The organism is Variovorax sp. RO1 (genome assembly GCF_002849325.1).
GTDB lineage: Bacteria > Pseudomonadota > Gammaproteobacteria > Burkholderiales > Burkholderiaceae_C > Variovorax.
This window is the reverse complement of record NZ_PKMT01000003.1, coordinates 111,076-123,084: the sequence shown is the minus strand read 5'-3', so window position 1 is coordinate 123,084 and position 12,009 is coordinate 111,076. Positions and strand designations below refer to the sequence as shown.

Sequence of the window (12,009 nt, the reverse complement as noted above, 5' to 3'; positions counted from 1 at the left end):
TCATGGCCACCGCAAAGTCCATCGACACCGTCGAATACAAGCTCTTCCCGTCACCGAGGAACGTGCACCGCGTCGTCTTCGAGCACCAGGTGTTCGTACCGTACCCGTACGCGCTGATCGTGATGGACGAGTTCTATTTCAAGGGCCGCTTCAGCCTGTTCTCGGCCTGCCGCATGAGCGACGGGAAGATGGGGCAAGTGGCGACGTTCGAGGATGCGGCGGACGTGGAAATCTTCAACACGAAGTTCGTGCCGGACTGAGCGCTCGGGAGTTTTCTTTCTCCCTCCCCTTCCGGGGGAGGGCAGGGGTGGGGGCACGCGGCGTATCAAGCATCAGCGGCTTGTCAAACGCCGCTGGCCCCCATCCCAACCTTCCCCCGAAAGGGGAAGGAGCAAGGCAGCATCGCCGCCTTTCTTGTCTTTACTCGATCGTCGCCCCCGAGGCCTGCACGATCCCCTTCCACTTCTCATAGTCCGTCTTCAGCAGCGCACCGAACTGCTCCGGCGTCATGCTCTGCGGCTCCGCGCCCTGCGCAATGATGGCCGCCTTCATCTCCGGCGTGGCCAGCAGCTTGTTGACCGCCGCATTCAGCGTCGTGACGATGTCCTTGGGCGTGCCGGCCGGCACGAAGACGCCGTACCAGGTGCTCACGTCGAAGTCCTTGTAGCCCAGCTCGGCCACGGTGGGCGTGTCGGGCAGCGAGGTGCTGCGCTTGGCGGAGGTGACGGCCAGCGGACGCAGCTTGCCGGCCTTGATCTGCGCCAGTGCCGAGGGCACCGACGACACCATCAGGTCGACGTTGCCCGCGAGCACGTCCATCATGGCCGCGTTGGAGCCCTTGTAGGGCACGTGGCGCATCTTGATCTTGGCGGCGCCGTTGAAGATTTCGCCGGCCAGGTGGATGGTGGTGCCGTTGCCGGGCGAACCGTAGGTGACGGTGTCGGGCGCGGCGCGCGCGGCCTTCACCACGTCGTCGAGCGTCTTGAACTTCGAGTTGGCCTGCGTGACGATCACCACGGGCGTGTAGGCCACGTGGGCCACGGCCGTGAGGTCCTTCACCGGGTTGTAGCTCAGGCTCTTGTAGAGCCAGGGCGCGACGACCATGTTGTCCTTCTGGCCCATCACGATGTCGTAGCCCGTGGGCGCGGCGCGCGCAGCCTCGGCGATGCCGATGGTGCCGCCGGCGCCGCCGCGGTTGTCGGGCACCACGGTCCAGTGGTTGGCCTCGGTGAGCTTCTGCGCGACCAGGCGCGCCAGGATGTCGGTGCCGCCGCCGGGCGGGAAGGGCACGACCATGCGGATCGGCTTGGCGGGGTAGGCGGCGGTCTGGGCCTGCGCGGCCACGGCGGCGAAGGCCAGGGGGAGTGCGAGCACGAGGGCCAGCGAGCGGGTGAGTTTTCTTCGGATCATGGGTTTGTCTCTCTCGGTCTGAGCGGATCGGATGGCGGCAGTGTCGATGGAGGTCTTTCGACCTCACTGCACCCACGGTGCAGTGTGCCGGAAGGGGCATCCCCCCATTTTCGTGGTTTGCGATGGGCCCCGTATCGGACGGCGCCGACTTGACAGGGCCATCTGGCCGCCGAAGATGAAAAGTCCATTCCCCCCACAGGAGACACCCATGCTCGGAAACATCGATGCGGTGGCGAATCTCGCGGTGAAAGACATGACCGTGGCGCGCCGTTTCTACGAAGACACCTTGGGCCTCGCACAGGTCGACTCGGAGGGCGACGAGGTCGCCGTCTACCAAAGCGGCAACACGCGCGTCCAGGTGTACCGCTCGTCGTTCGCAGGCACGAACCAGGCCACGGCCGTGAGCTGGCAGGTCGGCGCGGACATCGAGCGCCTCGTCGCCGCGCTCAAGGCCAAGGGCGTGCGCTTCGAGCACTACGACATGCCCGGTACGAAGCGCGAAGGCGACCTCCACGTCGCGGACGGCATGAAGATGGCGTGGTTCAAGGACCCGGACGGGAACATCCTGCACCTGATCGGCGGCTGAGGCACTGGCCGTCCGGCATCCCTCGTTTGGGGGAAGTAAAAAGCGGCGCGCTGCGGACAATCCCTCCTGCCATGCACCCGCGTGGCATGAGGAGTCAGCCCATGCGCGCACCGTCGCCCGAGCCGTCAACGTCTGAGCACCCCGCGCGCCCCGAGCGCGTCGCGGTCATCGCCATCCACGGCGTGGCCGACCAGAAGGCCGGCGACACGGCCCGCGCCATCGCCTCGCTGATGCTCAACAACCCCGGCCAAGGCGCGACCTACCGACAGGCCGACTGCGACACCCACCTGCTGCCGGTGCCGCCGCTGACGTCGATGGTGCAGCAGCGCACCGGGCATCAAGACAAGAACGAGAAGGCCGCCACGGAAGGCGCCGCCGCGCAGAAAGCCTACGTGCCGCCTGTGCGCAAGGCGATGCGGCAGTCGAAGACGTCCGACTTCAGCGCCGACGACTGGATCTCGACCGCCGAGTCCGACGACGCGGGCGTGGTGCGTGCCGCCAAGGGGCGCGGGCCGCTCACGCCGCGCGAGCTGAAGAAGAGCAACCCCGACATCGCCTTCAGCGACTACCTTCTGTTCAAGTCGCAGCGCGCCGAGCCCGACCACGAGGCCTACGAAGCCACGCGCGTGCGCATGACGCGCGACGCCACCGATGCGAACGAGCAGCCGGTGCAGCAGCGCATCGACGTGCACGAGATGTACTGGGCCGACCTGTCGCGCCTGCCGGGCTCGGTGGCGCGCATCGTCGCCGAGCTGTTCACCATCGTGTTCCGCTTGTCGCAGCTCGGCCGCGACGCGGTGGACCGCGCCGCCGAGGCGGCTGGTGTGAACAAGAAGCCCCGGCCGCCGGGGGCGCAGCGCTGGGCCTGCCTGGCGTCGTTGCAGACCGCGCTCGACTGGGCCTTTGCCAACCTGCTGGCGAACCTCTTCTTGCAGCTGCTGCTGGTCGGGTTGGTGATCGCGGGGCTCGGGGGACTGGCGCGGGTCGAGCCCGCGCCGAGTGCGCTGTCCCTTGCCGAGCTGCTGCGCCGGGTGCTGGCCGTGGTCGTGCCGGTGCTGGCTGTCTGGTGGTACTGCTACGAGGCGCGTCCCGGGGTTTTCGGGCGCATCGTCGTGGGCCTGTATGCCTTGCTGGCGGGGTGGCTCCTGTGGGCGCAGCTGCCCGCGCACTGGGTGGTCGGCCTGACCTGGCTGGCACTGCTCGCCGCATTGGCCGACCGCGCCTTGCGCATCGCACGCGACCGCTTTCCGGCGGCGCGCACCTGGGGCTTGGGCCTGATGGCGCTGACCGTGGCCGCGCTGCTGCTGCACGTGGCGCTCAACGCCGCAGCGGCAGGCGGCACGGACGACCTGCGCCACTGGGTGCGCGCCGGCATGCGGGTGGTCGAGTACCTGCTGCTGGGCGTCGTGCTGTGGTGGGGCGTGGCCGGCGTGCTGCTCATCGGCTGGCTCATCGCCGGCCAGACCGTGCCCGACCGCGACGCCGCCGCGCGCGCCAGCATCGCCACGGGGCGGCTCGGGCTCTTCGTATCGGTGGCGGCGTTCGTGGCGCTGTCGATGGTGTTCTGGGCCGTGCTGACGAACATCGTGGAGCTTGGCGCAAAGAATGTCGACTACGCGCCGTTCTGGTTCGGCAAGGGCATCTACTGGGCCGATGGCGCGAACTTCCTGCACAGCCGCTACGAGAAGAGCACACAGGCCTTCGCCCTGACGGCGGGCCTCACGCTGTCGCTGCTGGCCTACCTCGTGGCGGTGCTGGTGCCCAGCCTGTTCGCGGAGGTCAAGGTGGCGTTCGGCACCTCGGAGCGCCTGGGACACTGGCTCGGCGCAGGCTACCGGCGGCTCGACTTCTTCGTCACCCTCCTCACGAGCGCCAGCGTGCTGGTCGCCTGCGCGGTCGCGCTGCTGCTGGTGCTCAAGCAATGCGGTGTCTCGGTCGGCGGGCGGATCGACGACGCGGTGATCTGGGTGTCGGCGCTGTCGCAGACCGGCCTCAAGCCGCTGATCTTCACGGCCGCCACGCTGACCGCCGCCGTCTCGCTGCTCGGCGGTTTCCTGTCGCGCACCGTGCCAGGCCTGCGCATGCCGCTCGACGTGGCGCTCGACGTCGACGGCCACTTCCGCGAGTTTCCGCGCCGCGCCATTCCGCGCGCGCGCATCTTCTCGCGCTATGTGTCGCTGCTGGAGCATGTGGCGGCGCAGGGCTACGACCGCATCGTGATCGTGGCGCACAGCCAGGGCACGGTGATCTCGACGGAGCTGCTGCGCTACCTGCAGTTCCGCGCCGAGCAGAAGGTCGACGCGCGAGTGACCGAACTGTGGGCGGCGCTGAACAAGAGCCGGCTGTTGCTGCTCACCGCCGGCTGCCCGCTGCGCCAGTTGTACGCGGCGCGCTTTCCGCACCTCTATGCGTGGGTGACGGCGGAAGACGCGAACGGCGGTGGGCCGAGTGCAGCCAAGGTCGGCGTGGACCGCTGGGTCAACCTGTACACGGCCGGCGACTACGTCGGGCGCTGGCTCTGGGGTCCTGACGACAAGTCGTACACGCCGGTGAGCGTGCCGCCGGCCTGGTGCGTCGCAGCCGAGCACGAGGCGTGTCTCGGCCGCGGCGCGCACACGCACTACTTCGACCTCGATCAGGCCTACGTGGCGCGCTGGATCGACTGGATGGTGACGGCGCCGCGCTGAACGCAGCGCCCACAAAAAAGCCGACCCGCAGGTCGGCTTTCTTCATGGCGAGAACGCGGGCTTCAGCCGAAGTTCTTGGCCGCGAAGTCCCAGTTGGCCAGCTTGGCCAGGAAGGTTTCGACGAACTTCGGGCGCATGTTGCGGTAGTCGATGTAGTACGCGTGTTCCCACACGTCGACCGTCAGCAGTGCGGTGTCGGCGGTGGTCAGCGGCGTGCCGGCGGCGCCGGTGTTCACGATGTCCACCGAACCGTCGGCCTTCTTCACGAGCCAGGTCCAGCCCGAACCGAAGTTGCCCACGGCCGACTTCACGAAGGCTTCCTTGAAGGCGTCATAGCTGCCCCACTTGGCGTCGATGGCCTTGGCCAGTGCACCGGTGGGCGCGCCGCCGCCTTGTGGCTTCATGCAGTTCCAGAAGAAGGTGTGGTTCCAGATCTGCGCAGCGTTGTTGTAGATGCCGCCGCTGGACTTCTTGATGATCTCTTCGAGCGTCATCGCTTCGAACTCGGTGCCCTTTTGCAGGTTGTTCAGGTTCACCACGTAGGCGTTGTGGTGCTTGCCGTGGTGGTACTCGAGCGTTTCCTGCGAGTACTCGGGGGCCAGTGCGTCGATGGCGTACGGCAGCGGGGGAAGGGTGTGTTCCATGGGGGGTCTTTCTTTCTAGTTGGTGGATAAAAACAAGATGGTGCTTCGGCGCTTCAGGCGCGTGCCTTGGGCACGACGCGGTACGCGCAGCGTCGCGCGCCCGCAAGCACGTGCTCGACACGGCTCACGTCGGCCTCGGGGCCCAGCACCTCGTCGAAGAGCTGCAGCTCGCTGCGGCAAAAGCCGGTGCAGGCCTGCGCCGCGGTGCAGATGGGGCAATGGTTCTCGATGAAGAGAAAGCCGTCGCCTTCGGCCCGGTACTCGGCCATGTAGCCCTCGCGGCTGCGGATGTCCGCCAGCCGTTCGAGCCGCGTCTCGAGGTTGCGCGCGCCGCGCATGGCCTCGGTGTAGGTGGCGCGCATGGTGGCTTCGCGCGCGCCGATGAGCTGGTCCATGCCCTTTTCGCCGAACACGCTGATCACGGCGCTGATCATCTGCACCGTCATCTCGGCGTGCGTGTCGGGAAAGCGCCGGTGGCCCTCGCCGGTGAGCCGCCAGATCTGGGTCGGACGGCCGCGCCCGCTGGAGCGGCTCTCGGCGTCCACCAGCCCTTCGGTCTCGAGCTTGGACATCTGCTGGCGCACCGCCTCGACCGTCACGTTCAGCACCTTGGCGATGTCGGGAATGCCGAGCGCGCCGCGGGTCTTCAGCGTGGAGAGGATGCGGTCTGCCGGCTGGTGCGGCATCCAGGTGGGCTTGGTGGCATCGGGGGCGGACATGGCAGCTTCGGTCGTGGGGAAAAACAGTGTCATTGTCAGGTGGTTGGCACTCCCTTCGCATCCGTGGGCGCTTGCCAGCCCCCGCCGAGCGCTTTGTAAAGCGCCACGAGGCTGGTGAAAGAAGCCGTTTCAGCCTCGGCCACGGCATCCTGCACGCGCAGCAGGGTGCGCTGCGCGTCGAGCACGCTCAGGTAGGGCGCGGCGCCTTCGCGGTAGCGCACCTGGGCCAGCTCGGCGGCACGGCCGCTGCGGGCCGAGGCCTCCAGCAGCCGCTGCAGGCGCAGCTGGTTCTGGCCGTAGCCGGTGAGGGCGTTCTCCACGTCCTCGATGGCGCGCAGCACCGTCAGTTCGTAGGCGGCGCGTTCGCCCTCGGCACGCGCTTCGGCGCCGCGCAGGCGGGCCTTGACCGAGCCCAGCCGCAGAGCCGGCCAGCTCACGCCGGGCGTGACGCTGAAGGCGCGGCTCGACGAGCTGCCAAGGTCCGACCCGCGCAAGGCGATGAACCCCAGGAACCCCCCGATGTCGACGCGCGGATACAACTCGGCCGTGGCCGCGCCCACGTCGGCGGTGCTGGCTGCCAGGCCGCGCTCGGCGCGCAGCACGTCGGGCCGGCGGCGCAGCAGCTCGCCCAGGTCGCCGATGGGCAGGCGCTTGTCGAGCACGCGCAGCGCTTGCGGCTGCAGCATGGGCACCAGCTCGGCCGGCCGCAGGCCCGCCAGCACGGCGACGCGGTAGGCGGCCTGGCGGCGCGCGGTCTCGAGCGCGGGCAGCTGGCTCTCGGTGCTGGCCAGATTGGCCTGCGCACTCGCCAGGTCGCCTTCGAGGCCGCGCCCGGTCTGCACCTGCGCCTCGGTCACGCGCAGGCTCTGGCGCAGGCTGTCGAGGGTGCGCTGCGTCACGGCCAGGCGCTGCTCGGCGCCGCGCATCTCGTAGTAGTTGCGCGCCAGTTCGGCCACGGCCACGATGCGCACCTGTGCGAGGTCGGCCGCGCTGGCCTGGGCGCGCGCGGTGGCGGCTTCGTCCAGGCGTTGCAGGCGGCCGAACAGGTCGATCTCCCAGCCGGCGTCGAAGCCCGCGCGGCTGCTTTGCGCCAGCGTGCGCGCATCGGCCGGCACGCCGTTGCCTTGCGCGATGCTGCGCGTCTTGCTGGCGCCCAGCGTCACCACGGGCAGGCGGTCGAGCTCGGCTTCGGTCTGCATCGCACGGGCTTCGAGCAGCCGGGCCTGCGCGATGCGGATGTCGTGGTTGCCGGCCAGCGCGCGTTCGATGAGCGCGTCGAGCTGCGGGTCGTCGAGCTGGCGCCACCAGTCACGCTGCACCGCGTCGGGCGCGAACAGCGCGCGCTCGGGCGCGGAGATGGCCACCGGCGCATCGCTCGGCGCGGCGTACTTCGGCCCGACGGCGCAACCGGCCAGCACCAGCACGCTGAGTGCGAACGGCGCGGCGTAAGAGAAGAGTCTTCGTGTCATGGTCATGCTCCCGATGTCATCAAGCGGGGTCGCCGGCGGGCTCGCGCGCCACCAGCGCCTCGAGTTCGGCGGTGCGCGCCGAGCGGCCCACCGTGCGGTGGTCGCGCGCCAGCAGCGTGTACATCGTGGGCAGCACGAACAGCGTGAACAGCGTGCCCACCAGCATGCCGACCACGATCACCAGGCCGATGCTGAAGCGGCTGTTGGCGCCCGCGCCGCTCGCGAACAGCAGCGGCACCAGGCCCACCACCATCGCGGCCGTGGTCATCAGAATCGGGCGCAGCCGGATGCGCGCGGCCTGCTCGATGGCGGCGCGGCGGTCCAGGTTCTGGCGCTCCTGGATCTCGTTGGCAAACTCCACCATCAGGATGCCGTGCTTGCTGATGAGTCCGATGAGCGTCACCAGCCCGATCTGCGTGTAGATGTTGATGGTGGCAAAGCCCAGCGCCAGCGGCACCAGCGCACCGCAGATCGACATCGGCACGCTGATCAGAATGATCAGCGGGTCGCGCAGGCTCTCGTACTGCGCGGCCAGCACCAGGTAGATCACCACGATCGCGAACACGAAGGCCATCACCAACGCCGAGCCCTCCTGCGTGAACTGCCGCGCGTCCGACTGCCAGTCGTAGCTGAAGCCGGCCGGCAGCTTCTTCGCCTCTTCGCTCAGGAACGCCACGGCGTCGCCCATGGTCACGCCCGGCATCGGAATCGCCTGGAAGGTCGAGGCGTTGAGCTGGTTGAACTGCGTGAGCTTGTTGGGGCCCACGCTGGTCGACAGCGTCACCAGGTTGGCCAGCGGCACGGGTTGGCCGCTCGCGCTCTTCACGAAGTAGCGCGACAGCGCCTCGGCCGTGAGCCGCTGGTCGCGCGGCGACTGCGGAATCACGTCGTACGAGCGGCCGTCCATGCCGAAGCGGTTGACGTAGTTTTCGCCCACCAGCACCGCCAGCGTGTCGCCGATGGCCTTCATGGTCACGCCCATGCTGTTGGCCTTGGCGCGGTCCACGCGCACTTCGGTCACGGGGTTGTTGAACTCCAGGTCGCTGTCGACCACGGCGAACTTGCCGCTCTCGCGCGCCGCCTTCTTCAACGTTTCCATCGCCTCGAACACCGTGGCGTGATCGCCCGCGCTGCGGATCACCATCTGCACCGGAAGCCCACCGGTCGAACCGGGAAGCGACGGCAACTGAAAGGCGAACACGCTGCTGCCCTCGACCTCGTTCATGCCGCCTTGCACGTCGGCCTGGATCTGGTCGGCGTTGCGCTGGCGAGCGTTCCAGTCGGACAGCTGCACGCCGCCGATGCTGTTGGAGACGCCGTCCGAGCCGTTGATGAGCCAGCGGCCGGTGTTCTCGGGCAGCTGAGCCAGCACCGCGTCCCAGGTCTGGCCGAACTTCTCGACGTAGTCGATGTTGGCGTGCTGCGGCGACTTGATGACGGTCATCACCATCGCCTGGTCTTCACCGGGCGCCAGCTCGCGCTGCGCCGCGTTGTACAGAAAGGGCAGGCTCACGAGCACGGCCGCGGCCAGCAGGCCCGTGAACCAGCGGTGGTGCAGCGATACGTCGAGCAGCCGGCCATACGCGGTGGCGAGCTTGTGGAAGAACGACTCCGCATAGCGCGCCATGCGGCCCGTCGTGGCATCTTGCGGCAGCAGGAACGAGCTCATCACCGGCGACAGCGTGAGCGCGATCACGCCCGACACCACCACCGCGCCCGCGAGCGTGAAGGCGAACTCCTTGAACAGCGAGCCCGTGAGCCCGCCCATGAGGCCGATGGGCGCGTATACCGCGGCCAGCGTGAGCGTCATCGCGATCACCGGGCCGGCCACTTCGCGTGCGCCGATCAGCGCGGCCTGCACGCGCGACTTGCCCTCTTCGATGTGGCGGTGCACGTTCTCCACCACCACGATGGCGTCGTCCACCACCAGGCCGATGGCCAGCACCATCGCCAGCAGTGTGAGCAGGTTGATGCTGAAGCCGAACAGCAGCATCAGCGCCGCCGCGCCCAGCATCGACAGCGGAATCGTCACCACCGGAATGAGCACCGCGCGCAGCGAGCCCAGGCAGAGAAAGATCACCAGCACCACGATGGCGATGGCTTCGAGCAGCGTCTTCTGCACCTCGTCGATCGAGGCCTCGATGAAGCGCGCGAGCTCGAAGGGCAGTTGCACCTCCACGCCCGGCGGCAGGTTCTGCTTGATGCCGGGCAGCAGGTCGCGGATGCGCTTCACGATCACCAGCGGGTTGCCGTTGGGTGCGGCCTGCAGGCCGAGGTAGATGGCCTTGTCGCCGTCCATGGTCGCGCTGCTGTCGGCGCTGGCCGCGCCCAGCTCCACCGTGGCCACGTCGCCCAGCCGCACGATGGCTTCACCGTCGCGCTTGATGACCATGTCGCGGAACTCGGCCACGTTCACCAGGTCGGTGTTCACGCGGATGTTCGACACCACGTACAGGCCCTTCACCTGCCCGGGTGCGGCCTGCACGTTGTTCTGGCGCAGCGCGTCGGCCAGCTCGCCGGCCGAGATGCCGCGCGCGGCCATGCGGTTGGCGTCGAGCCACACGCGCATCGCCAGCGTCTGCCCGCCCGACACCTCGACACCCGAGACGCCCTCGATCGACGCGAACTGCGGCTGCACCACGCGCGAGAGGTAGTCGGTGAGCTGCGGCACGGGCATGGTCTTGCTCGAGAAGCCCACGTACGCCACCGCCGTGGCCTCGCCTGCCGACTTCAGGATCACCGGGTCGAAGGCCTCGGCCGGCAGCCGGTACTTCACCTGGCTGACCTGCGCCATCGCTTGCGTGAGCGCCTGGTTGGCGTCGGCGTTGAGCTTCATGCGCACGCTGATCACGCTGCGGCCCAGCGTGGAGGACGACGAGAGGTAGTCGACGTTCTCGATGGTCGCCACCGCCTGCGCAATGGGCTGCGTGACGAAGCCCTGCATCAGCTCCGGCGAGGCGCCGGGGTACTGCGTGGTGATGGTGAGCGTGGTGCTCTCGGTGAGCGGGTACTGGCGCACCGGCAGGTCGCCCAGCGCGCGGGCGCCGAGCAGAAGAATGAGCGTGCTCACCACCAGCGCCAGCACGGGCCGGCGCACGAAGAGGTCGGTGAACTTCATGACTTCGGCTCCGTGAGGGCCAGCGTGTCCTTCGCGGCCGGGGCCACGGCCGCGCCGTTGTACAGGCGCAGCTGGCCCGAGGTGACGACCTGCTCGCCAGCCTTCAGGCCCTGCTCGACCACCACCAGCCCGTCTTGCCGCTCGCCGGTCTTCACGAACACCTGCTGCACCGCGTAGCCGTCGCCTTTGTCGCCGGCGCGCACCACGAACACCGAGTCGCCGTGCGTGCTGTAGGTGATGGCGGTTTCAGGCACGGCGATGGCGTCGGCGCGCGTGGGCAGCGCGACCTTGCCGTTGACGTACATGCCGGGCGTGAGCGCGCCGTCGGCGTTGTCGACCGTGGCCTGCAGCCGCACGGTGCGCGTGTCGCTGCCGATCATCGGTTCGATGGCGCTGAGCTTCGCGGGGAACACGCGGCCCGGGTAGGCATCGACCGCGAGCGTCACCGCCTGGTTGCGTTTGAGCGCCGGCAGCGCGGTCTCGGGCAGCGTGAGGTTGGCGAACAGCGTGCGGCTGTCGGTGAGCGACACCAGCGCATCGCCGGCGCGCACGAACTGGCCGAGGTTGACCTTGCGGATGCCCAGCACGCCGTCGAACGGCGCCTTGATGTGCTTCTGTTCGATGAGCGCCTGCACACGCCGCAGCTCGCCGCTGGCCTGATCGAAGGCGGCCTGCGCCTGCTCCATCTGCTCCTGCGTGGCGGCCTGCTGCGGCAGCAGGCGGCGCGTGCGTTCGAGCAAGGCCCTGGCATTGGCCTGCTGGGCGCGCAGCCGTTCGAGGTCGCCCTGCTCGGGCGCGTCGTTCAGCTGCACCAGCAGCTGGCCGGCACGCACCTGCGCGCCCGGCGTGAACAGGATCTTCGCGACCCGTCCCTCCACCTCGGCCGGCACCTCGACCTGCCGGTTGGCCTCCAGCGTGCCGATGCCGCTGAGAAAGCGCGCCATTTCGGTCTGCCGCGCGGGGGCCACCGCCACCTTGGCCGGCGGCATGGCGCCGCCCTGTGCATGGGCCGGCTGGAATTTCGCCACGAGCCCGTAGCCCGCCGCGCCCAGCACCGCGACCGTGAGACCGGCGCCGAGCCAGGTCCTGGATTGTTTGTTCATACGCAACCTGCTCTTTTATCAAAGAAAGTGCTTTGATTATTAGATCGCGTCCGAACGAAGTCGAGAACGACGTGGCAATGGCCTCGATAGGGCAGGGCTATCTTTTGCAGTGCGTGCATGCGGGGGGCTCCGGGTGGTGGCGCGGGGACATCCCCCGCACCCCGAAGACGCGCAGACCGTCGCTTTTGTGACGCGGCGCTGCGGCGCAATCGCCGTGCGGCCGCCGGGACATCGCTCGCCGCGCCAGGCGCCGATGTACATTGCGACCTGCGC

At 68.7% G+C, this 12,009-nt stretch carries 9 protein-coding genes; 3 read left to right on the top strand and 6 right to left on the bottom strand.

The features are described from left to right. Window positions 1-2: 2 nt before the first annotated feature. On the top strand, window positions 3-260 hold the full coding sequence (locus CY658_RS17475; RefSeq protein ID WP_099793730.1) for a hypothetical protein: 258 nt from the start codon (window positions 3-5) through the stop codon (window positions 258-260). Window positions 261-420: 160 nt separating this feature from the next. On the opposite strand, the gene CY658_RS17470 is transcribed toward CY658_RS17475, so the two are convergent. Continuing rightward, window positions 421-1,407: a Bug family tripartite tricarboxylate transporter substrate binding protein gene (locus tag CY658_RS17470; RefSeq protein WP_099797275.1), complete on the bottom strand. Its 987-nt coding sequence runs from the start codon at window positions 1,405-1,407 to the stop codon at window positions 421-423. A gap of 211 nt (window positions 1,408-1,618) precedes the next feature. Here CY658_RS17470 and CY658_RS17465 point away from each other — a divergent pair, with 211 nt between their 5' ends. Together CY658_RS17465 and CY658_RS17460 are read left to right on the top strand one after the other, a co-directional pair. Then, complete coding sequence (locus CY658_RS17465; RefSeq protein WP_101491426.1) at window positions 1,619-1,996, top strand: VOC family protein; 378 nt, start codon at window positions 1,619-1,621, stop codon at window positions 1,994-1,996. Between the two features lie 101 nt (window positions 1,997-2,097). Further along, window positions 2,098-4,683 carry a hypothetical protein gene (locus CY658_RS17460; RefSeq protein ID WP_101491425.1) on the top strand — a complete coding sequence of 862 codons (2,586 nt, stop codon included), beginning with the start codon at window positions 2,098-2,100 and terminating at the stop codon, window positions 4,681-4,683. A 62-nt stretch (window positions 4,684-4,745) separates the two neighbouring features. On the opposite strand, the gene CY658_RS17455 is transcribed toward CY658_RS17460, so the two are convergent. Genes CY658_RS17455 through CY658_RS17435 form a run of 5 tightly spaced genes read right to left on the bottom strand, consistent with a single transcriptional unit; the run spans window position 4,746 to window position 11,736 of the window. After that, window positions 4,746-5,327 carry a superoxide dismutase gene (locus tag CY658_RS17455; RefSeq protein ID WP_101491424.1) on the bottom strand — a complete coding sequence of 194 codons (582 nt, stop codon included), beginning with the start codon at window positions 5,325-5,327 and terminating at the stop codon, window positions 4,746-4,748. A gap of 53 nt (window positions 5,328-5,380) precedes the next feature. Continuing rightward, window positions 5,381-6,046, bottom strand: a complete 666-nt coding sequence (locus CY658_RS17450; RefSeq protein ID WP_101491899.1) for a helix-turn-helix transcriptional regulator — start codon at window positions 6,044-6,046, stop codon at window positions 5,381-5,383. Window positions 6,047-6,081: 35 nt separating this feature from the next. Beyond that, the gene (locus CY658_RS17445; protein WP_180838977.1) at window positions 6,082-7,521 is read right to left on the bottom strand and encodes an efflux transporter outer membrane subunit; all 1,440 of its coding nucleotides are present in this window, start codon (window positions 7,519-7,521) and stop codon (window positions 6,082-6,084) included. Window positions 7,522-7,534: 13 nt separating this feature from the next. Next, window positions 7,535-10,633: a MexW/MexI family multidrug efflux RND transporter permease subunit gene (locus tag CY658_RS17440; RefSeq protein WP_101491423.1), complete on the bottom strand. Its 3,099-nt coding sequence runs from the start codon at window positions 10,631-10,633 to the stop codon at window positions 7,535-7,537. Further along, window positions 10,630-11,736, bottom strand: coding sequence for an efflux RND transporter periplasmic adaptor subunit (locus tag CY658_RS17435; RefSeq protein ID WP_101491422.1), 1,107 nt, complete (start codon window positions 11,734-11,736; stop codon window positions 10,630-10,632). The genes CY658_RS17440 and CY658_RS17435 overlap by 4 nt, the downstream gene beginning before the upstream one ends. Window positions 11,737-12,009: the final 273 nt, after the last annotated feature.